The organism is Sporomusa sp. 246TCP1, from assembly GCF_057319775.1.
In genome coordinates this window covers 5,802,031-5,825,100 of sequence record NZ_CM170492.1, presented here as the reverse complement: position 1 = coordinate 5,825,100, position 23,070 = coordinate 5,802,031, and the positions used below count along the sequence as shown (strand labels likewise).

The window sequence follows — 23,070 nt, the reverse complement described above, 5'->3', positions numbered from 1 at the left end:
GACCCCAGTTGAAGTTTAGTCGGACTTAGTCATCGGAGAAAGCAAATACCACCTTAAATATCTAATCCTGCGCCTTCCGTACAGGTACGAGCTAGCTTCTTGTACATTCTTAGTAATGGTGTTGTTTCTTTCACCGGGAATACCTTCGTCTTTTTACGTTCTGCCAACACTGCCGCTACCTCTTCGGGAGTAGCAGGTTCGCCTTTAATACCGACAATATCCAGCTTGCGGGCGGCAACATCCATCTTAATCAGATCGCCATCTTCCAGATAAGCAATGGGACCGCCTTCCACTGCTTCAGGAGCAATGTGACCTACCGCCGGGCCTCTGGTGGCGCCGGAAAAACGTCCGTCAGTGAACAAGGCTACACTATTTGACAGTTCCGGCATATTCCACAATGCTTCTGTTGTCCGCAGCATTTCAGGCATACCAGAACCTTTAGGGCCTTCAAACCGGATGAATATCGCTGTTTTGGGACCAATTTTTCCATCCAGCAGCTCAGCGACAGCCTCTTCTTCAGAATCAAATACCCTCGCGGTACCAGTAAAGTTGTGGATAGCCTCATCAACACCAGATAACTTAATGACTGCCCCTTCTGGTGCCAAATTGCCTTTGAGGACTTTGATATTACCTTGTGGCTTGACAGGGTTTTTGCGGGTTTTTACAATATCGCCGGCCTGTACTTTATAGTTGGCTAAATAGCTGTTTACTTCATTAAACCAACCAACAGCTTCCAGGTCGTCCAAGTTTTGACCAACCGTTTTGCCGGTAACCGTCATGGCATCAAGGTACAGCATATCTTTCAGTTCGCGCATCAATGCCGGTACGCCGCCTGCATACCAGAACAGGTCTGTCGGCCATTGCCCACCTGTTTTAAGGCTGACAAGCACCGGAACCTCACGGTTAATAGCATCAAACTCCTGTTGCTCAATAGCAATTCCCACTTCGCGGGCAATTGCCGGCAGATGCAGCATTGCATTGGTTGAGCCGCCCAGCGCCGCATGAACCATCAAGGCATTCATGAAGTTCTTTTTGCTGATAAATTTACGGGGAATCAATGAATCTTTTACATTTTGAATAATTTGCCGTCCGGCTCTACGGGCAAAGCGGGTCAGATGGGTAGTGTACGCAGCAGCCAGCGCATTGCCCGGTAAGGCTAAGCCCAGTGCTTCTGACATACATTGCATAGTACTTGCTGTGCCAATAAACTGACAAGCACCGGCGCTGGGACAACAGTTACGGGAATAATACATTAATTCCTGCTCTGTCATCTCGCCCTTAGCATACTTATCGCCTGCTCCATAGAGAATTTCGGAAGACATGAAATTAGGGCCGCTGAGCATGGAACCGCCGGTAACATGGATAGTAGCCATATCCAGACGCATCATAGTCATCAGTTGCGCCGGTACTGATTTATCACAAGAGGCCATGAAAATACTGCCGTCGAAGGGTGACGCCAAGGCATGTATTTCAAACATAAATGACATGATTTCACGGCTGGCCAGGGAATAATTCATTCCATCATGCGCCATGGCAATACCATCACAGATATCGGTAACTGCATACACGGCCGGTTTTCCCTGTGATTCATAAACACCTATTTTAGCTTCGTCGGCAAGTCCACCTAAGTGACTGCTGCCAGGATGGCTGTCACCATGCACGGTATCAATCAAAATCTGAAGCTTTCCCAGATCTGCATCCTCCCACTGCATTCCTGATCTCAGGCCATCTCCCTGATAATTGACTTTTCGTAAGTTTTGACTCCGACTACAACCACAACTCATATAATCAACCTCCTTAATTTTTTACTATAATAATTCCAATACTTTGCGGAGTGAATTTCGTTTGCCGAAACCGCCGGCCTTTGTAACCAAGTGCACACCATCACAACTGCTGCCAACTACTTTGCCAACCGGTATGCCAGGCAATATTTCCCGTTCGAGATCAATGAGTCCAATCCCCAAGGTATGACAAATACTTGTAGTCGTACCATCACCGGCGATAACGAGATTGCGCAACCCATGCTTCCTAACAATTTTTTGGGTGATCTCCGCCAGAAAATTGGTTACTGCCTGACCATACTTTTGCACTTGTATTGACAAACTTAGCGCTCCGGCGTCATTACGATTTTTAAGCAGCGTATCAGTTACAACTACTGGAATCCTGCTGTCATCTAACGCTGTCTCCACCCTGGCTATCACCTGTTGCAATTCTTCCACTACCCTGCCATCATAAATTGCATTTGATTGAATCTCAATTAACTCGGTATTAGGATAATCTAAAACACTGATTATTTGCTCAGCAGTAACATGATTCAAGGTTCCTGCGACAACCATAGTACCTTGCCGCAATCCTAAATGCGCTTGCTGAGTCACCTTCCAGGCAATCGGTAATTTGCTTGCTAACCCGGCAGACCCGACAGGGAGGCAAGGAATATCAAGTTTACTGATAGCAATAGCAATAGTATGCAAATCCTCATCTGTTACTGCGTCAACCGCAATTAAGCTGATGCCTGCGGTGTAGAGCTCAGTAAATTTTTGCCGAAGCTTTTTCTCACCCTGCCGTACGTCTGCCAATGGTAAGACCGCTACAGGAATTTTAACTGCAGGCTTTATTATTGAGGGAACATAGCAGATAGGCAGCGAACTGCTGTTATCACCCCAACCCTGTACAATCTGCAAATAGCCATTTTCGACAATTCGGCCATGAGCAGGATAGGACGGAACAATAATCGCGAGAGTAAGCGCCAGCGATTTCATCGTTGCGTTTATTTCTTCAGCAATATTTCCCCGCAGGGTAGAGTCAATTTTTTTATAAAAGCGTCGAAAACCAAGTTTAATAAGCGCAGACCCGACCTGATAGACACGGTCATAGGCAACCTCTGCCGAGAGCTTGCGTGAGTTAGTATTAATTGAAATCACATCAATTCCCGTACAGTAGTTTGTTAGTTCTGTGTGGTTGAGTACAACTTGAGTACCAAAACCAAATTTCCGAAATTGTACTCCCGCATCATTTGCACCAGTCAGGTTATCTGCAATAATCGCTAGCTGCTCCATTATCTATCTCCATCCTCATTTCTACCTATTAGTATATGCATTTTCCATGCCAAGTTTCCGTTGCGATTATATTTTCGCAAAAACATAGCAATATCAAGGTTATTGTCGAAATAGCACTACTAATTTGAATTTATACCAATAGTATAACATTACAAAATGAAAGCCAGAAATATAGTTAATACTATATTCCTGGCTTAATAGTTAAGCTTTAATGAGCTTTATTGGATTTGTTGCAAATTGAAATCATTTCTTTCATTTTGAAATAGCTTTATTTTTCGCCAAATAGTCGTCGTACTAATCCCCAAAATTTTGGCTGCTTTCTCATGACTGCCTGTTTCTTTCAAAACCTGCATTATTATGGCATATTCTATTTCTTCCATTGTTCCGTTAGGCACCGTTCTAACGCCATCAGCCTGGCAGCCACTGACATCTAAAACTTTTTTTACATCATCGCTAGTCACATTGGTATCTTTTTTTAGAATTATTAGTCGCTCAATAACACCCGCCAATTCTCTTACATTTCCCGGCCATTGATAACGCCTCAGAACATCTATAGCCCCAGCGCTAAACTGCAAGGACTGTTTAAATAGCTTGGCTGAAAGTTTTTTCGCAATATTTTCAACCAATAAAGGTATATCTTCCGGTCTGGCCGACAGCGGCAATAGCCTTAGCTGTAAAATACTTAAGCGATAATAAAGATCTCTGCGGAATACTCCTTTTTCTATTAGGTCAGGCAAATTTCTATGCGTTGCCGCTATAATGCCCACATCTACAGGGATTACTTTATCCCCGCCCACCCGCATAATCTCACGCTGCTGCAGCACTCGCAGTAATCTGGCCTGCATACCTAAGGAGACCTCGCCTATTTCATCAAGAAAAATCGTCCCCTTATCGGCTTGTTCAAACAGGCCTTTCTTGCCGTTTTTACGAGCACCAGTGAAAGCTCCGCTCTCATAACCAAAAAGCTCACTTTCCAGCAGGCTTTCCGGCAAAGCGGCACAGTTAACCGCAACAAAGGGACCCCGGCAGCGCTGGCTATAGTTATGAATACTTTGCGCAATAATTTCCTTGCCTGTACCAGTATCACCGTTAATTAGAATTGTTGAGTCAACACATGCATAGCTTTTAGCCGCCTCCAGGGTCTCCTTCATGAAGGTGTTCGCAGTGATAAAATTCTCAAAATTATAGGTAGCTTTATAGCCGCTTTCAGCAAGGGCCCTGCTCGCCTTATCTTTGTCCTTAGCAGCAAACGGCGCTTCGGCAATCGTTAAAACAGCACCTACGGTTTGTCCACTGATAAGCATGGGTACAATCCGGCAGGTAAATCCCTGGTCGCCATCATTCACTTCTGCAACCCTCGTTTGTCCATACCGCAAGGTATCATCAAGATTTACATCCGGAAAAATAGTGGCGGCAAGACTGCCAATAACCTGCGCCTTACTCTTATTCAATAATTTTTCTGCCGTATGATTGATGTAGGCAATCCGCCGCTGGCTGTCAACAGCAACAATTCCTTCCCCGGTAAACTCCATAACGGCCTTAAACTGTTCCAGCTTTACCCTGTCTACACGCCCAGCCAAAACCAGCTCGCGCGCCTGACGTACCGACTTAAACACAGTTTCATGGCCTACGGTTATCGAAAAACAAGGAATGTCATTTATAGTAGATGTTGGTTCACTGCCCTGACTGTTTGCTATATCCGCAACTTCCCTGACAACAACTGCAAGCTCTGCTAGTTCTCCGGCCTGACTATCAGACAAAACCGTAGTCTTAATTCCCAGGATGTCAGCCACAACTGTGGCCTCAGCAATAATGGCATCGCCGATTATCCCTACCGTCTGCTGAGCGCCGGCCCATTCCCTGTTTTTTTCCAACCATTCCTTGACCCCTTGCAAACTCCGCAAAATGTCCAACATACTTGGCCGCAGGGAAACAGTGGGGATGTTAACTGTTGTTTTTATTGTCTCATTAAAAGACGCATAACAAATAAGTGCATCTGCCCCTCGTTCGCTGAGCTGCTGCGCGATGACAATACTATCTTCCCGTGAGGCCACTGCCACATGGATCTTTTCTCCCCATTCACTAAATAAATCCAGAGCCCGCAAGGTGAAATCCTTATTAGGAGCAATAAGTGCAATTTTATTTGTCTGCAAGGTTAATCCTCCCCATCGTGCGCGGTACCCGGAATAATCTCTGGCAGTCATTTTTTGCTTAGAGCTTAATTACAGCACCCTTTGCCGCCGAACTTGCCAGTTTGGAATAGATCCCCAAATAGCCGCGGGTAAATTTTGGTTCAGGTCGTTGCCATTTTTCCAGTCTTGCACTAATTTCTTCATCCGAAAGATGCAACTGCAACAGTCCCTTAGTAATGTCAATGGTAATCTTATCACCATTTTCTACAGCAGCTAACGGTCCGCCCTCAGCCGCTTCCGGCGAGATATGGCCAACAAAACAACCATTATTTGTGCCTGAAAAACGTCCGTCGGTAATTAATGCCGTCTTTTTGGCTAATCCCATACCATAAAGATACTTCATTGCTTTATACATTTCCCGCATACCAGGTCCGCCTTTCGGCCCCTCATAGCGAATTACGACAACATCACCGGCTGTAATACCGCCATTTAATATTGCCGCTTCAGCGGTTTCTTCACTGTCAAACACCTTAGCGCTGCCTGTAAACACATGCATAGCCGGGTCAATTGCCGCCGGCTTGGTCACCGCTGTATCAGGCGCAAGATTACCCCTCAAGATAGCTAACCCCTTTTGCGTACCGAAAGGTTTATCCAGGGTACTGATTACGTTATGATTAAAGGGATATTTAAATTTGTAGTCTGCCAGGTTTTGTTCTACCGTTTTACCGGTTACTGTAATGCTGTCCTTATTAAGCAATTGCTGAATCTCTTGCATCACCTTCGGGATTCCTCCCGCCTGATGAAAGTCTTCCATATCGTATTGCGAAGCCGGATTTACCTTAGCAATCTGCGGTGTCGACTGACTGAGCCGGTCATAGGCAGCCATCATAGTCTCAGCCTCAATCCCCAGTTCTGCCGCAATCGCCGACAGGTGTAAAACGGCATTTGTCGAGCCGCCGGTAGCCATCAATACCCGGATCGCGTTCTCCAGTGACTGATAGGTAATGACTTTGTCAGCCGTGACTTGGCTAGTTACTAATGATACTATGGCCTTACCCGTATTTTCCGCCAGCCTTAGCCTATCGGCATAAACAGCAGGCACAAGCGCCGCTCCCGGCAGAGACATTCCCAGCGCTTCTGCCATGCAGCACATGGTGTTAGCTGTACCATAAAAAGCGCAAGAACCGCAGGTCGGACCACATAGTTCCTCTAACTGCTCATAGCTCTCGCCGCTGATTTTGTCACTTTTTAGCATACCCAAGGCCTCTGACATTGTTGTTAAATCAGATTTCCGGTTATCAAATGTTACGCCGCCAAGCATCGGCCCGCCAGCCAGGAAAATCGCCGGAATTTTAAGTCTGGCCGCCGCCATTAACATTCCGGGGACAATCTTATCACAGGAACCCAGCAAAACAATACCATCTAACCGGTGAGCCTCCACCATTACCTCAACATCATTAGCAATTAAGTCGCGCGACGGCAAAATATAGTGCATGCCCGCATGCCCCTGGGCAGTACCATCACAAGCACCAATAACGCCAAATTCAGCAACTGTCCCGCCAGCCCGATAGATACCTTTGCGCACATGTTCAGCAACCTGACGCAGGTTGGCATGACCGGGAACCAGTTCATTCCAGGAGTTGGCAATACCAATAACAGGACGTTTTAAATCATCATCAGAAAACCCTACTGACTTAAATACGCTCCGGTTGAAACACCAATCAGGTTTGTTTAAAATATCATTACTTCTATTTCCCATACCAGCTATTCCTCCCTTTATTCACCGAAATTATAAAGCGGCTTTTTTCTTAGCCAATTCGATGGCTACGTCAATAATCAGATCCTCTTGTCCGCCTACCGTTTTCCGGCGTCCGAGTTCCAGTAAGATATCACGTGCATCTACCCCAAATTTTTCAGCTGCCCGCCGGCTATGGAGCATAAAACTGCCGTAAGCACCAGCATAGCCAATGGCCAAAGCATCATTGCTGATAATCTGGGGACGGTCCATTATATTGTCAATAATATCTTTTCCCAGATCCATTAGTTTATAAAAATCAACCCCGGTCTCATAACCGGCTTTGCTCATCGCGGCAGTCAACACTTCCAATTGAGCATTGCCGGCCCCGGCACCCAGTCCGCGTATAGTACCATCTACCGACGTTGCACCGGCCTCAAGCGCCGCCAACGTATTGCCGATTGCCAGGCCCAAATTATTATGGGCATGAAAACCCACCGGAACAGATACCGCCTCCAATACGCTCTCAATCCTGATTTTGATTTCGACCGGCAGCATTGCTCCCGCTGAATCGGTTATATTGATCCGGTCTGCGCCGTAGCTTTCAAATTTTTTGGCTTGTTCCACCACTTTTTCCGGTGTCGCCATATGTGACATCATCAGAAATCCGATGGTTTCCAGTCCATTTTGTTTGGCAAATTTAATGTGCTGTTCACCGGTATCGGCTTCAGTGACATGGGTAGCTACCCGTACGGTGTTCAACCCGTATTCCATAGCAACCTCCAAGTCTTCTACTGTGCCAATCCCCGGAATTAGTAAAACAGCAAACTTCGTTTTCTTTAAAACTTTAGCAACCGCTTTAAAATACTCTTCGTCTGTAGCTCTGGCAAAACCGTACTGCATAGATGATCCACCGACACCGTCGCCATGACCCACCTCAATGGTATCTACACCGGCCGCATCCAGCCGGGCAGCAATAGTTGCCATTTGTTCCGGCGTCATTTGGTGACTAACGGCGTGCATTCCGTCGCGCAGTGTTGTATCGAAAATTCGAATTGATTTCATTTTGTTACCTCCCCGGACTTCAGTTTTGCGTAATGTTCCGCAACAGCTACGGCAGCGGACGTAATAATATCAAGATTGCCAGAGTACTTGGGCAGGTAATCTCCCCTACCTTCAACTTCCACCATAGTAACCACGCGGTCACCGTCTGCATATGGCTGCACTTTCAAATGATAGCCTGGTACATACTGCCTCAAGTCTGCTACCATTGCCTGCACAGAATCGACAATGCTTGCGATTTTACTGGTATCACACTTGGTGTAGATCGTATTGCGCATCATGATCGGCGGCTCGGCCGGATTGAGAATAATAATTGCCTTAGCTTTTTTTGCCCCGCCAACCTTCACCAATGCATCGCGGGTAGTCTGAGTAAATTCGTCAATGTTCTGCCTGGTCCCCGGACCGGCACTCAGACTGCTAAGTGTGGCAACAATTTCCGCATATTCGACCGCTGCTACCCGGTTAATCGCATAGACAATCGGCACAGTTGCCTGTCCACCGCAGGTGACCATATTGACGTTGCATTCATTGATATGCTGCTCCATATTCACTGCCGGCACCATATAGGGACCGAAGGCAGCCGGAGTTAGATCAATCGCAAAAATCCCTGCTTCTTTTAATAACGGCGCATGCATGGTATGCGGTCTGGCACCGGTAGCATCAAAAACAAAATCGATCTTGTTGGTAGCATGATACGCCAACACACCGTCAATGCTTTCGGCACTTGTGGCAATACCAAATTCCTTTGCCATTCTCAACCCTTCCGATGCAGCAACAACACCTGCCATCATCACCAGTTCCAAATTTTCGCTGCGCCGAATCTTCATCATTAGGTCAATTCCAATATTACCGGGACCAATAATGGCTGCCCGCAATTTCTTTTGCTCCAAATCAATCATCCCTTCTCTTGTGACACTACTATATTAGTTCGACATTACCAAACACTGTTCTCATTTTCACTTAAAAAAAACCTGCCTCCAAGCCCCCTTTGGTTAGTCCCTAAATCCCAATTGAAGGGAAATCTTTTTGGCAGTTCTTACTACTTCAATGGCAATCTGATCCATTTGCGAAGCCAGCAGCCTGCTAGCCGGTCCCGAAAGACTAATTGCGGCGATAATTGTGCCAGAACTATCCTTTATCGGCGCGGCAACGCATTGCAGGTCTTGTTCAAATTCCTCACTATCAAAAGCATATCCCTGCTTGCGTACCTGCTGTATCTGACTAATCAGTTCCGGCAAATTTTTCACTGTATTACTCGTGTACTCTTGCAATACTTTGTCATAATACAAATTTTCGATTTGCTGTTTATCTAACCCGGACAGCAGCACCTTCCCGACGCCTGTACAATAGGCCGGGTTGCGCCCTCCGACTTGCGAGCGTATGCCAACAGAGCGCAAACCATCCACTTTTTCTATATAAACAACATCTTCACCAGAAAGTATCGCCAAATGCGTTGTTTCCTGATAAGTAAGTGATAGTTCCTTTAGATACGGCAACGCAATTTGGCGCAAATCAAGATTAGCAATATAAGCCTGTCCCAACTCGAAAACCTTTATCCCAAGAGAATATTTTCCGGTCTTGGGGTCCTGACGCATATAGCCGCATTTCTCCAAAGTAGCAATAAGACCATGGACCGTACTTTTGTTTATGTCAAGCCCTTTGCTTATTTCCATTAGACCAGCGAGATTCCCATGCTCTGCTACATACTCTACGATCTTAAGTGCGCGAAATAGCGATTGAATGGTTCTATCGCCTTCTACTTTGCCAGCCAGTAGGCCCACCTCCGTTCGGCATTATCAACTACTGTTTGTGATTATTTTGCATATTCGCTGTTCACCAGCATTATTCCTGCTCTCCAGGTTATTGCCATAAAAAATATTTTTAGACTAATTCCGGATAACTGCTGCTTTTTTCAGCAAATCCTGAATGGTCTGCAATTGCGTAGTTGTCAATTCAGTTGCTGGTTCTTTTACCGCAGGAACTATCGGCACTCCCACCGCGGCCACAGCACCTTTAATGCCAGCGATAAAAGGTTGAGACACATCATATAGGTTCATTAACAAGGAAATCTTAGCTTGTGCTGCTGCAACCTTGTCCAAATCCTTGGCAGCATAGGCGTTCATAAGACCGGCAAACACCTGGGGAACGATATTGGTTAAACCACATAAAACACCATCGCCTCCTGCCATTAGGTTAGGTATCAGATATTCATCAAAGCCTGATAAAACACTAAAATCCGGACGTTCATCCTTAACAAGCTGGATCACCTTTCTCGTATGGCTGATGTTATCTACGGTATCTTTGATGCCAACAATATTGTCGAACTCTTTGACCAGTCGAAGAACAAGCTCCGGCGTAAGGTCTGAAGCTGTCCTGTCAGGGAAATTATATAGCATAATCGGCAGCGAAGTGCTCCGGGCAAGATTAGCATAATAACGGTAGATAGTATCGGGCCCCAGTTTGAAATAATAAGGGGAAATAACTACCGCCGCGTCGGCCCCTGCCTGCTCTGCAAACCGGGTAAGTTCAATAACTTCCTCTTGCACCGTACCGCCTGTCCCAATAAGCACAGGTACCCGCTTGTTTACTGTTTTTACGGCAAAGGTGATAAAAGCCTTTTTTTCTTCCATCGAAAGAGCAAAAAACTCGCCAATACTCCCCAGAAAAAGAATTCCGTTAATACCATTGTCAATTAGCCTGTTAATGTGGAACTCGTTTCCCTTAAAGTCCAGTCTTCCTTGCTCATCAAGAACAGTAATAATTGGTGATAATATTCCTCTAAACATATCTATTCCCTCCGTTGTAGTTAAAATTCCAATATATCTACCTGCATCAGGAGCCCACTCGTATAGATGCAGCAAGATTACTGGGCGATTGGTGGTAGTGCTTTTTAAAAACACTGCTAAAATAGCTGGCATCACGAAATCCTACCATACGTGCAACCTCATTAACAGTGTAGTTACCTGTCAGCAATATTTCTTTTGCTTTTTTCAAGCGAATATTGGTCAAATAGGTCGCATAGCCTTCGCCGGCATGTTTCTTGAAAATACGACAGAAATAGCCTGTACTTATAAATAATTTTTCGGCCAATTGTTCCAGTGTAAGCTCTTTATGATAATTACTGTTTATATACTCAATCGCCCATTTTACCGCCTGCTCAGCCTGGTTTTGTTCTAAAGAACCAACATTACTCTCCAATGTGTCAATCAAGTTACACAAACATTGTTCCAAATCGCATACGGAAACTGTCTGATTCACTTGACTGATGAAATTTTTCCGAATCAAAATCGCATCATTGTCCGAAATAATGTACTCAGCATACTTTTCAATAAGATTATTGGCAATTTTTATAATTGCGGCATGCACATATTCCGGCTGACAAACACGTTGCTTTGCTTCACTCAAAAACTGATGGAAAATTGCTTTGGCTTTATCTGATTTACGTTCCAATAAACACTCCCGGAGTTGTTTTTGAACGTCTTCACACTCTATTTCTTGCGGCCCGTCTACGGCACCGTCTATAACCAGCAGACCCTGCTGATGCCAAAATAAACCGGCTTCCCGTTTCTTCCTGGCATTTTTATAGTCCCTGCCAATTTGTGAGGGTCTAGCCACCAAACTGAGGCCGGCACAAATCGTAATCGCATATTTGCGTTCCCACTCTTCCAATTGAGTCTGCAATACACAGCGTACATCATAATCCCAACGATCAAAAATCATCACTACTTCATCACTAAATGAGGTTACTATGACATGTTCCCCAAAACGAGCCATACTTTCGTGCAGCAGCCGTTCTTCCATCCCAATACTCTGGAGCCTGTCCGAATTATGCCAATACGAAACAGAAAGGACGGCAGCCGGACTGAAATCTTCTTTTTTCGCGATGGATTGCAGTAATTTCAGAGTACCGGAATTATCACTGTCTGATTTCAACAATTCAAACAACCGCTGTTGTGTCACTACTGGTTTGTCTTTGGCAATTTGCTGTTCCAACCGTTGGAGCCGTTGCTTCGAAATTCGTTGACTTAGTGCGCTGGCGATACCCTGGCGGAGCGTGTCAGCCAATTGAGCCGGTTTAATAGGCTTTAGCAGATAGTCGGCAACATGAGTTTGCACCGCCTGCTGCGCATATTCAAATTGACTATAGGCAGTTAGAATATAAATAATTGTCTCTTTGTGCCTTTCCCTGATAATCCTGGCTGCTTCAAGACCATTCATCAGCGGCATATTAATATCAAGTATGATAAACTCCGGCTGATATAATTCTGCCAACCGCACAGCCTGTTCTCCATCCTCTGCCTCACCGCAGATTTGAAAAGGCAAATTGTACTGTTTAACAATATACCGCAGGTATTGGCGCACCGCAGGCTCGTCATCGGCAATAATCATTTTGTACATTTGCTTTCCTCCCTCTCGCTTCGCGTTGAAGACAACCTATAACGGCAAAACAATCCGGGCCAAAGTTCCTCCTGCTGATGATTTATTGATCGTAAATTCAAATTTGTCTTCATAATAATGTTTTAACCGCAAGAAAATGTTTTTGAGCCCAATACCTTTCAGACTTGGCGGATCATAATCAACATTAGGCAGTTCCCGAACTGCCGCAACAATGGCGTCAGGTATCCCGCAGCCATTGTCTTGAACCTCAATAACCCCATAGTTTCCTTGCTTATACCCATGCACCAAAAGTTGTCCCTCTTGGCAAACATTTTTAAATCCATGCAATATAGAATTTTCTATTAGCACCATGATCGTCATGAAGGGGATTTTTATCTCTAAAATAGTAGGATCTATGTCAATAGCAACTGTAAATTTATCTGGAAATCTAGTCTGTTGAATAAACAAGTAATCTTTGATATAGCTTAATTCTTCTGCGATTGTAACTAGTGAATCAGCTTTACCCAGACTTAATCGGAGCAGATTTGAGAGGGAGTACGTTAACGACGCCAACGTGCCGGCGCCATCCATTTCAGCCTGTTGAGCAATCGTATTTAGTGTATTAAAAAGAAAATGCGGATTGACTTGTGATTCTAAAAACTTGAGCCGCGCCTGGCTTAGGGAATGATGCAGCAACGCCTGCTTCTCCCGTTCCTGGGATAAATTGATCCGGTAGTCACTCAGTTCCTTTTCCTTCATGGAGTTAACCATTAATTGTACAAGCGAAGCACTCACTAATGATAAAGTTTCAGCAACCGAATTAAGATGATTGCGGTGAATAAAGTTCAGTTTGAAATAGACTTCCTGGGCATTGTCGGCAGCAAATTTGTTGGAAACTGGCTCAACCTGGGTTATGTTTGTTGACAATCTCCCATAACCACAGCCAAGATATCCTAATACCCTGTTATTAATTATAAAGGGGCTTTGGATTGCTGTAACACCATATTTACAATGGAAAATCTTCTGTTCCAAATAAGGCGGCGTTACAGTTGTTGTGTTTAAAATACAGTTTCCGCACTGTTCGTTGATACAGCGTTGACAGATCTCAGGTAAATTATCCTTGTCTGTCAGAAAATTACCAGCTACATCAATCAGTGTAACTGTCATTTGAACTGATTGCGCAAACTTTTCAACAATAGAATCAAGGTTAATCAGCTTGGCCACTTCACTAAGCTCAATATCCTTACCAATAATCTCCTCTTTTAACGGCTTGGGAATCGTTGAATAAACAATACTAAGGAAAGAAATCGGCTTTAATGAATTATTCACAATACGATGCTTACTTCCTTCACTGATATAGCTGATTTTACCCTTTTCCAGTTTTATTTCCCGGTCGTCGCACCAATGAGTAGTCGTTCCATCAAGACCAATGATAATCTCGATATAACCGGAATGCACATGGGGTGACTGTGAACCGCCAGGATATACCGTTGATACAGATACTGTTGGCTGGGTTTTCGATTTATCCGGTTCTAATTGCAACCAATGTTGTTCTCCCCAGCCAAACTGCTGATCACTAACAATATTTACTTGAAAAGTTTCTTTTATTTTGTTAGCAATATCAATGGTCATTTATAATTACCTCGTACTTTCTCAACAAGTTTGTTACCTTTAAATATTTACCCATTTGCTAGTAAAAATCCTGCATTTCTGATGGCAAAAAAGGGTAGTGAGGATCTCTCCCCGCAACCCTTTATTGTTTACTTTTATTCACTGTAAGACTATTTTCCTGCTATTTTTTTCTCTGCTGGTGGTTTACCAAGAGCCAATACCGATATTGTGCCCATGATGGCGAAAGATGCCAGGAAATACATGCTCAGAGTGGTAGATCCACCACTCAGTTCCTTAAGGAAGCCAACGACATAGGGTCCAATGAACCCGCCAAGGTTAGCTGTCGAATTAATGATAGCAATACCAACTGCCGCCGTCGCCTCTGTCAGGTACATATTAGGGAAACACCAGAAGGTACCGACAAAGCAGTAAATGCCCATCTGGCTGATACAAATAAGCGCCATAGAAACCCATAAATCATTTGTAAATGTTAAACCAATCAGGCCGAAGAAAGCTATACTGATCGGTAATGACCCATGAAACTTACGTTCCCCGGTCTTGTCCGAGTTACGGGCGACAAGCACCATCGCGACTACGGCGAAAAAGTAAGGAATGGTCGATATTAAACCTATGTTGGTGAGACTTAATGCTTTTGACAAGCCCTTAATAATTTGGGGCATCCATAATCCCAAACCATATAAGGCAATAACATAGCACAGATAACAGAAGGACAGATGCCAAACTTTCCCCATTTTGAATACATTCCATTTGTTAGCAGGTACAAAAGCAGCTTTTGCTTCATGTTCTTCTTTCAGTCTGCCAAGAAGCCATTCTTTCTCCTCTTTGTCAAGGAATGTTGCTTGTTCAGGACGGTCAATCATTGCAAAGTAGTTATAGAATCCCAGCAGTACGGCAGGTAGTCCTTCTATCACGAACAACCAGCGCCAGCCTGACAAGCCCATCCACGCAATATTTTCCATAATCCAGGTGGAAATTGGCCCTGTTATAATGTTTGCCAAGGCCATGCCACACATAAAGACGGAAACAGCACCTGCAAAATACTTGCCAGGAAACCAGAACGTCATATATAAGATAATACAGGGATAGAAACCAGCTTCAGCAACGCCAAGTAAAACACGTAAAATACCAAATTGAGTTGAGTTTTGAACAAAGCCTGTAAATACGGTTACCAAACCCCAGCTGATAAGAATCCGGGTAATCCAAATACGCGCCCCAACTCGATGCATAATAACATTACTAGGTACTTCAAAGAAGAAGTAGGCGATAAAAAAGATACCGGCAATAAATCCGAACATGCTTGGGGTTATACCCAAGTCCGCATTCATTTGCAAGGCGGCAAAACCAACATTTACCCTATCAATCATAGCCATGATGTACAGTAACATCAAATAGGGAAGTAACTTCCAACGTAACTTGCTTATTGTTTTTTCTTCAACTGCACTTACCATAATATCCCCCTTTTCCGGATTAATTAGATTATTAAGACTCTTTTCGAAATGCCCCTGGCCAGGGAAGGGAAGCCTGCATTTTCTCTATAACCTAACAAGCTTTCCTTTTTTAAAATTTTCTATGTTTATATATTTGCCAATTATCACTCAATTACCTCCGGACTTTATTGATGAGCATCATGAATATATTGCACACGTGATGACCGCAGAAATTAAATAAAACCACTAAAGATTTACCTTGTACATCTTTAGTGGTTTTCTCAATACAATTTATAAAGTTTAGTCTAACAGGGACTTGACCACTTTAACTGCCACTTCAAAGTCTGTAAATTATCGCAAAATTGGCAACGTGTTTGCGCCTTGCGGCATGACAGTATAGGTGGGGTTATTTTCGCCACATTTTTCTCTGGCAATTCGAAGCGCGTCCTCAATAGTGGTTGTAGCAATCATACCGGTCTTGCTAACAAACTCGGCGTTTTCCGGACGCGTAACCATAATATAAGTGGCATAGCTGCTGCATTCCACTTCTTTTAGCGCTACCCAGCCCGGTATTCCAAAGTCTGCGCGCAACGCTTTTTCCATCGCCAGCTTGTCATCATACTGAAACCAGCGGGAAAATTCCTCTGGTTCGTAAATGTCTGCACATTCACTTAAAAGTACTACCGCACCACCTTTTTTCACAGCATAATAGGCGTTATCCATGGTCTTACCTGTTTGGTAAAGATTAATATCTTTAGGAAAGCCGCCAGCTGTGGTAACTACAATATCTGCTAAATTATCGATTGGTACTCCATAAAGTTGATCTACCAGTTTACAGCCTTCCTTCCAGGCAGAAACCCAATTACCGGCAAAAACACCGCCAAATTGACCGTCAGGAGTAGGTACCATATTAATGATAAAGTCAGGATTAATGAAGCCGCCAACCTCCATCATATCTTCATGCAGCTCATTGCCTTGCGTCTTTCTGGAGGCAGCATGCGGATTAGAACCGGCACCAACCTCTCCGCCAAGTCCCCATAAGTGATTCTGGCGAATGGTTTTAATAGAACTAATACCTGGAACAATGCTTTTGCGACCGCCGCCAAAGCCTGCCATATAATGATACACAATACCACCTGTCAGGATTAGCCTGTCTGCTTCAGCGGCTATTTTATTAATAGAAACTTCAGTCCCCAGGCTGGTCTTGCCAAAATACACCATATTATCAGCATCAAAAGCATCATGGTTTACAACTTTAATTCGCTCATAAATTTCTTTACCGCATAACTGAACAAACTCTTGCTCCGTGTTTTGGCGATGACCGCCTACCGCAATAATAATAGTAATATTACCGTCTGGTACACCAGCTTTGTTAAGAGTGGCAATAATCTCAGGCAACACCAGTGGCATCTGCTGCCAGGCACGGGTAATATCACTAACAGCAATAACAACTTTTTCACCAGGCCGTACCAATTCGCCAAGCGGTGGCGCATCAATTGGTTTAGCCAGTGCCTCGCGCACAGCTTGCGGAATATCGTTGATCGGCGGATATTCTTTACCAATAATTTCGTGCAGCAATTGCTTAGCAGGAACAGAGAAACTCATTTCTTCTTTACCGTACTTTAATGTAAATTTTCTCAACCTTCGACACCTCTTTCTAATTCCTATGATAAACTAAAATCAACAAATTGAAAACCCGCCTATAACATTTCGTTTTAAGCGGGTTTCTTCGGCACTAGTTTTCACACAGCCGCTAAAAGGATTATCCTCTTTTTTGCTGATTATTTATCCAATAAAGCAAGAAACTCTTTTACTTCCGCTTCATTCATACCATAAGTATGTTCACTGTCAACCGGAAATTGACCCTTACGAACTTCCTCGGTATATTCTTTGAAGGCATTTGTTAAGACTTCACCAACGTTGGCATATTTTTTAACAAACTTTGGTGTGAAGTTATCATACATACCAACCATATCAGCATAGATGAGCAATTGACCATGAGTATAGGAACCGGCGCCAATACCCAGAATGGGAATCCCGGCTCTTTCGGTGATGGCTTTGCCGACAGCAGTAGGAATACCCTCTACCAAAATGCTGAAGGCACCTGCTGCTTCAACCGCTTTGGCCTCATTAACAATCTTCATGGCCGCCGCCGAGCTGCGGCCCTGGGCTCTGTAACCACCGATTTGCCCCATAAGCTGAGGTGTCAGGCCAATGTGACCCATAACCAGGATACCAGCCTGCTGGATGGCTTTAATCCGCTCAGCAATCATTGGGCCGCCACCTTCCAGTTTGATGCAATCGGCACCGGCTTCTTTGATGAACCGGCCGGCATTAGCAATTGCCTGCTCATTGGAAGTCTGGTAAGACATATACGGCATATCGCCAACAATAAAGGTATTAGGAGCGCCGCGGCGCACTGCCGAGCAATGGCGAATCATGTCATCCATAGTTACCGGGAAAGTAGTATCATAGCCTAAGCTTACCATACCGAGAGAATCACCAACCAGGATCATATCCACGCTAGCTTTTTCTTCCATTTTGGCAGTGAGATAGTCATAAGCTGTAAGATAAACTATTTTTTCGCCTTTATCTACCATTTGATTAAAATCATTAATTGTTTTTTTAGCCATTATCCATCACAACTCCTAATTAAATTAGTATAAACGTTTCAAATCCTCGTCATTCATCGTAAAGCAGTGCTTTTCTTCCGGAAAAGTGCCATTATCAATCTCCTGGCACCAGGTGTCAAAAACATCCACCATTTGTTGTCCCATCTGCGCATATTGTTTGACAAATTTAGGCACAAACTTGTCAAAAATGCCGAGTAAATCATAAGCATTAAGGTTATGTCCGTTACAATCTCCGCCGCCGCCAACACTGATTGTCGCACACTTCACCCGCTCAGTAATTAACTTGCACAAAGAAGCAGGCATACATTCTAATACCATGGCAAAAACGCCGGCATTGTCAATAGCTATGGCATCTTGCATTAATTTTTCCGCAGCTTCCGAGCTTTTTCCCTGAACTTTAAAGCCACCCATCATTGCGGCTGTTTGCGGCGTTAAGCCGATGTGGCCCATAACCGGGATGCCGGCATCCACTACCGCTTTTACCGTGTCGGCAATTTTACTATTGCCTTCCATTTTCACACAATCAGCACCGGCTTTTAGCAGCGTGCCGGCATTGCGAATGGCTTCATCGCGATTTACCTGATAGGATAAAAAGGGCATATCGCCAACAACAAAGGTATTAGGTGCTCCCCGGCGGACAAGCTTTAAGTGATACAGTTCTTCTTCAAATTCTACCGGCACAGTGCTGTCCTTGCCCTGGATAACCATGCCCAGTGAATCACCGACTAGGATAAGTTCAGCAGCCGAACGGTCAACAATACCAGCCATCGGATAATCATATACTGTGATCATTTTGAACTTTTTACCGTTTTGCTTAGTCTCAAGAATCTGAGGAATTGTAATTTTAGTTTTTGCCATTTGTAATTACCTCCTATTTTTTTGTATTACTATGTTATTTAAATACCGCACCAGCCATCGCTGACGATACCATCTTAGAGTAACGGTCAAGATAACTGCCTTTAATTACATGATCTTGCCTGGGAGCCTTCCAGGCCGCTTTGCGGCGAGCCAGTTCTTCATCGCTAACATGGAGATGAATGGTGCCGTTAGTGATATCAATTTCAATCAGATCGCCTTCTTCAATCAAGGCAATCGGTCCGCCTTCGGCTGCTTCCGGGGAAACATGCCCAATAGCAGCGCCTGCTGTAGCACCAGAGAAACGGCCATCAGTCACCAATGCCACTTCTTTGGATAAACCCATGCCAACAATAGCAGCAGTCGCTGTGAGCATTTCCCGCATGCCGGGACCACCTTTTGGACCTTCATACCTTACTACAACCACATCACCAGGTTTAATCTGTCCACCGTAGATAGCAGCCACAGCCGGCTCTTCCTGGTTGAAAATTCTGGCCGGACCTTTATGGTGGTGCATTTCCGGTACAACAGCCGCACTCTTACATACCGACCCTTCGGGTGCCAGATTGCCATACAACAGTTGCAACCCGCCTTTGGCGGAATATGGATTATCCATTGGCCTAATAACATTGCTGTTGATTATCTTAGCATCGCTGACATTCTCGGCAACTGTTTGACCAGTTACGGTTAAACACTCTTTGTGCAGTAAACCATTTTTACATAACTGACCCATTAATGCCGTTATACCGCCAGCATTATGAACATCAGCAGGATAATGACCATTGGGGGCAGGTTTAATTTTCACAAGATGAGGCACTTTTTGAGCAAGTTCAGCAAAGCAGTTGACATCAAAATCAATATCTGCGGTTTTAGCCAACGCAGTTAAATGCAGAATTGTGTTGGTTGAACCCCCAATGGCCAAATCTACAGTAATCGTATTTTCAATGGACTCTTTGGTCACAATCTGACGCGGTAAAATTGACTTATTAAACAGCTCCATAATCTTCATGCCAGTTTGTTTGGCTAGAGCCAGCCGTCTGCCTGTCCCTGCCAGACTGGTTGCACCAGGCAAGCACATACCAAGCGCCTCAGTAAGGTAGTTCATGGTATTAGCTGTTCCCAGCAAATTACAGGCGCCACAACCAGGTAGTGCATCCCGTTCTCTTCTTGATAATTCTTCGCGAGTAATAATACCTCTGGCAACATCGCCCTGCGCTGCCATCAAATCAGTGTAACCGATTTCCTGATCATCAACACAACCAGTGGCCATTGGCCCACCGCTAATCATAATTGCCGGAATATTAAGGCGAACAGCCGCCATCAGTAGTCCGGGCGTTATTTTGTCACAATTGGTAATAAGTACCATAGCATCATATTGATGACCATTCATCATACATTCAACCGAATCACAAATCAATTCCCGGCTTGCCAAAGGATAGTGCATGCCATAGTTTCCTTGTGCAATCCCGTCACAAAGACCGATTGTCGGAAACTCTATTGGCGTACCTCCTGCAGCAAGGATTCCTTCTTTAACTGCCTTGGCTATGCTGTCCAAATGCACATGTCCAGGCATAGTTTCATTTTGAGTATTTACAACAGCAATCAATGGTTTTTCCAAGTCTTCCGGTAAAAAACCCATTGAATAATACAACGCGCGATGCGTAGCCCGTTCTAATCCCTTGGTGGTAATATGACTCCTCATATTTTTTGGCCTCCTCTTCATAATTTACATTTTTACATTTACAGTGAAATTACACATGACTCCAGCAAATAAATGAGCTATTCAGGTTTTACGTTTGATAGTATTCCTTAAATACGCTGCTTCTACCTTCTGAATTTTTTGACATCATCATGAAGAATCTTGTCGTATTGATATAACGCCTAACAAACCAATTCTTCGCAATAGAGATTGGTTTATCTAATAGATAAAAATATTATTATCTAGTATATAATTAAACAATAAGCTTTTATATCTTGACTTTCAATAACAAACATTTTATAATAACATCTGTACCATTGATAGATAATATAATGAGGTGTTTAGATGAACGACTTATCAGAACTATTTTGGCAGGCATCTCTTGATGAAATAAAGCAAGGTTATCTCTATCAAAAACAAACCGACGAGTTTGTGTGCCTGATTTGCGGAAAAAGCTTTGCCAATGGAGTTATCTATCCCCATCAGGAGCAATTATACGCAGCCCGCAAGTATATTGCCATTCACATTGCAGAGCAACATCACTCCACCTTTGAGGTGCTGATTAACTTAGATAAAAAGTTAACAGGCCTAACCGATCACCAAAAAATAATCCTAGAACTTTTTTACCAAGGTCATGCGGATAATGAGATTGCCAAAACCCTCAATACAGGCAGTACTTCGACCATCCGCAACCATCGCTTTTCTCTCCGCGAGAAGCAAAAACAAGCCAAGGTCTTTCTCGCCATCATGGAACTACTAGGGGAACAGACCCCCAAGAAACAAACCTTTATTGACATCCCGCGCAGTTCCAAAATGGTTGATGACCGCTTTGCCATCACCGAAGAGGAAAACAAAAAAATATTATCCACCTGCTTTAAGCAGGGATTATCCGGACCACTTACTTTGTTTCCACCGAAAGAGAAAAAACGGGTGGCGATATTACGGCATCTCCTGACGAACTTCGAGCTGGGTAAAACCTATACTGAAAAAGAAGTAAATTCGATTTTACAGCAATTTTACCCTGATTATGTACTACTACGCCGGTATTTGATTGACTATGGCTTTATGGATCGTACACAAGATGGCAGCTCCTACTGGGTGCGAAATTAGTTCTAAAAAAACAGAACGGAGATGAGTTCATTGGATAGACATAAAGAATTAAAAACCCTATATAAACAGATGTCCTTTCCTATCGGGATATTTCAGATTAAAAATCAAGTTAACGGTAAAGCTTTTATTGGCAGCAGTAAAAATCTAAACACAATCTTTAACCGTCACCGTTTTCAACTCAAAATGAACAGTCATAAGAATAGGAGCCTTCAGGAAGAATGGAATCAATATGGCCCGGAAGTCTATTCGTTCGATATTCTTGAAATGCTAAAGACAGAGGACATAGCAGCAGAAAATTTACCTGAGGTCTTAGCAAACCTGGAAGAAAAATGGCTAAATACGTTGAAACCTTATAATGAACACGGTTATAATCCTCCAAAAAAGTAACAAAAGGTCTAGGCCCCAAGCCTCCAAAGGCTGAAAAGCCGGGCGATATTCCTAAAATCCGTAAACTCGCTACGCTCAAACAATACGGATTTTTTAACGGAATACCACCCGGCTTTTCTCCTGCGGAACGCTTTTTCCGGCAAAGGCCGGGGGGTTACGGGTTACAGCACGGGGCACGGGGCAAAGGGCAGCAGAGATAAGACAACAGAGTAAACCAGGAGCACCACACTGATTTCTTAGTGCAACAGCCCCTTATTCTCTATCATATGTTCACGCTGCTGTCCTGGAAATAGGCGGAAAAGCAGTAAATTAAACAGTAGACACCCTAGCACGGTTACCAAAGTATCGCCAATATAATGCTCACCCCGTAAAATTTGATACACACCCATATAAATACCGACGGTAAGCCCTGCCCCACCCAGTAAGAGCTGTTCTTTTCTATGTTTCGAAACAAAAAACAAAGACAGCAAGGCAAACCCACCTGCCGCATGTCCGGCAGGAAAACCCATCCCTCTTTTTTCCTGCTTAAAGCTGGCAGGGTAAGGAGACAAAGGTTTGACATAGGGCATCGTTCCGCCATAGCGTTCAATTTGGTACGGACAATAGACATTCGTCACCTGTTTACCCATACCGGCAAGCAACGGGCAAAACATCATACTAATGATCACACAGGCAAACGAACAGCGGTATTGTCTCAAAAAAGCAAACGATGATTTATAGGATAAAGCAAATAGAGCCATAAGCAGTACGGCAAACCCTGCCAGTCCGACTTTAATTCCTGTATACAACAGCCAGCCATAGTGGCTATGTACATCTTCCAAGGGCCATTTACCTGATTGAAAGTTATAGACATAGTCCTGTACAAACAAATCAAAATCAGTATACTGTATAACCAGCAAATTCAAAATAAATAGCACCATTATCACCAAAATAGTGCGATATTGTTGAAAAAAATGCACTACAAC

At 44.0% G+C, this 23,070-nt stretch carries 18 protein-coding genes; 2 read left to right on the top strand and 16 right to left on the bottom strand.

Annotation, left to right across the window (positions count from 1 at the left end; genetic code table 11):
* Positions 1–53: 53 nt before the first annotated feature.
* The 15 genes from ilvD (AC1ECB_RS27525) to ilvD (AC1ECB_RS27455) all read right to left on the bottom strand — a co-directional run bounded on the left by ilvD (AC1ECB_RS27525) (position 54) and on the right by ilvD (AC1ECB_RS27455) (position 20,611).
* On the bottom strand, positions 54–1,784 hold the full coding sequence (gene ilvD, locus AC1ECB_RS27525; protein ID WP_485666729.1) for a dihydroxy-acid dehydratase: 1,731 nt from the start codon (positions 1,782–1,784) through the stop codon (positions 54–56).
* A gap of 24 nt (positions 1,785–1,808) precedes the next feature.
* Positions 1,809–3,056 carry a four-carbon acid sugar kinase family protein gene (locus tag AC1ECB_RS27520; RefSeq protein WP_485666728.1) on the bottom strand — a complete coding sequence of 416 codons (1,248 nt, stop codon included), beginning with the start codon at positions 3,054–3,056 and terminating at the stop codon, positions 1,809–1,811.
* Positions 3,057–3,274: 218 nt separating this feature from the next.
* Positions 3,275–5,209 (bottom strand): sigma 54-interacting transcriptional regulator, encoded by a 1,935-nt coding sequence (locus AC1ECB_RS27515; RefSeq protein WP_485666727.1) that lies wholly within the window; start codon positions 5,207–5,209, stop codon positions 3,275–3,277.
* Positions 5,210–5,267: 58 nt separating this feature from the next.
* Positions 5,268–6,947: a dihydroxy-acid dehydratase gene (gene ilvD / locus AC1ECB_RS27510; protein ID WP_485666726.1), complete on the bottom strand. Its 1,680-nt coding sequence runs from the start codon at positions 6,945–6,947 to the stop codon at positions 5,268–5,270.
* Positions 6,948–6,977: 30 nt separating this feature from the next.
* The gene (dmpG, locus tag AC1ECB_RS27505) at positions 6,978–7,988 is read right to left on the bottom strand and encodes a 4-hydroxy-2-oxovalerate aldolase (RefSeq protein ID WP_485666725.1); all 1,011 of its coding nucleotides are present in this window, start codon (positions 7,986–7,988) and stop codon (positions 6,978–6,980) included.
* Positions 7,985–8,875, bottom strand: a complete 891-nt coding sequence (locus AC1ECB_RS27500) for an acetaldehyde dehydrogenase (acetylating) (protein ID WP_485666724.1) — start codon at positions 8,873–8,875, stop codon at positions 7,985–7,987. The genes dmpG and AC1ECB_RS27500 overlap by 4 nt, the downstream gene beginning before the upstream one ends.
* Before the next feature lie 102 nt (positions 8,876–8,977).
* Complete coding sequence (locus tag AC1ECB_RS27495; protein WP_485666723.1) at positions 8,978–9,766, bottom strand: IclR family transcriptional regulator; 789 nt, start codon at positions 9,764–9,766, stop codon at positions 8,978–8,980.
* A 105-nt stretch (positions 9,767–9,871) separates the two neighbouring features.
* Entirely contained in the window at positions 9,872–10,771 is a 900-nt protein-coding gene (gene dapA, locus AC1ECB_RS27490) for a 4-hydroxy-tetrahydrodipicolinate synthase (RefSeq protein WP_485666722.1), read from the bottom strand.
* Positions 10,772–10,817: 46 nt separating this feature from the next.
* On the bottom strand, positions 10,818–12,383 hold the full coding sequence (locus tag AC1ECB_RS27485; protein WP_485666721.1) for a response regulator transcription factor: 1,566 nt from the start codon (positions 12,381–12,383) through the stop codon (positions 10,818–10,820).
* 36 nt (positions 12,384–12,419) lie between these two features.
* Positions 12,420–13,994 carry a histidine kinase gene (locus tag AC1ECB_RS27480; protein WP_485666720.1) on the bottom strand — a complete coding sequence of 525 codons (1,575 nt, stop codon included), beginning with the start codon at positions 13,992–13,994 and terminating at the stop codon, positions 12,420–12,422.
* A 149-nt stretch (positions 13,995–14,143) separates the two neighbouring features.
* A complete protein-coding gene (locus tag AC1ECB_RS27475) occupies positions 14,144–15,442 on the bottom strand; it encodes an MFS transporter (protein ID WP_485666719.1) in 1,299 nt (432 codons plus the stop codon).
* Between the two features lie 330 nt (positions 15,443–15,772).
* Positions 15,773–17,062 carry an NPN-dependent 2-hydroxyacid racemase, LarAH10 family gene (larAH10, locus tag AC1ECB_RS27470; RefSeq protein WP_485666718.1) on the bottom strand — a complete coding sequence of 430 codons (1,290 nt, stop codon included), beginning with the start codon at positions 17,060–17,062 and terminating at the stop codon, positions 15,773–15,775.
* 140 nt (positions 17,063–17,202) lie between these two features.
* Complete coding sequence (panB, locus tag AC1ECB_RS27465) at positions 17,203–18,054, bottom strand: 3-methyl-2-oxobutanoate hydroxymethyltransferase (protein WP_485666717.1); 852 nt, start codon at positions 18,052–18,054, stop codon at positions 17,203–17,205.
* A gap of 24 nt (positions 18,055–18,078) precedes the next feature.
* The gene (gene panB / locus AC1ECB_RS27460) at positions 18,079–18,912 is read right to left on the bottom strand and encodes a 3-methyl-2-oxobutanoate hydroxymethyltransferase (RefSeq protein WP_021168907.1); all 834 of its coding nucleotides are present in this window, start codon (positions 18,910–18,912) and stop codon (positions 18,079–18,081) included.
* Between the two features lie 34 nt (positions 18,913–18,946).
* Complete coding sequence (gene ilvD / locus AC1ECB_RS27455; protein WP_485666716.1) at positions 18,947–20,611, bottom strand: dihydroxy-acid dehydratase; 1,665 nt, start codon at positions 20,609–20,611, stop codon at positions 18,947–18,949.
* A gap of 342 nt (positions 20,612–20,953) precedes the next feature.
* On the opposite strand from ilvD (AC1ECB_RS27455), the gene AC1ECB_RS27450 reads away from it, so the two are divergent.
* Positions 20,954–21,718, top strand: coding sequence for a DUF2087 domain-containing protein (locus AC1ECB_RS27450; RefSeq protein ID WP_485666715.1), 765 nt, complete (start codon positions 20,954–20,956; stop codon positions 21,716–21,718).
* A 30-nt stretch (positions 21,719–21,748) separates the two neighbouring features.
* Positions 21,749–22,105 carry a GIY-YIG nuclease family protein gene (locus AC1ECB_RS27445; protein WP_485666714.1) on the top strand — a complete coding sequence of 119 codons (357 nt, stop codon included), beginning with the start codon at positions 21,749–21,751 and terminating at the stop codon, positions 22,103–22,105.
* Between the two features lie 236 nt (positions 22,106–22,341).
* Here the strand turns inward: AC1ECB_RS27445 and AC1ECB_RS27440 are convergent, their stop codons facing one another.
* A complete protein-coding gene (locus AC1ECB_RS27440; RefSeq protein ID WP_485666713.1) occupies positions 22,342–23,064 on the bottom strand; it encodes a phosphatase PAP2 family protein in 723 nt (240 codons plus the stop codon).
* Positions 23,065–23,070: the final 6 nt, after the last annotated feature.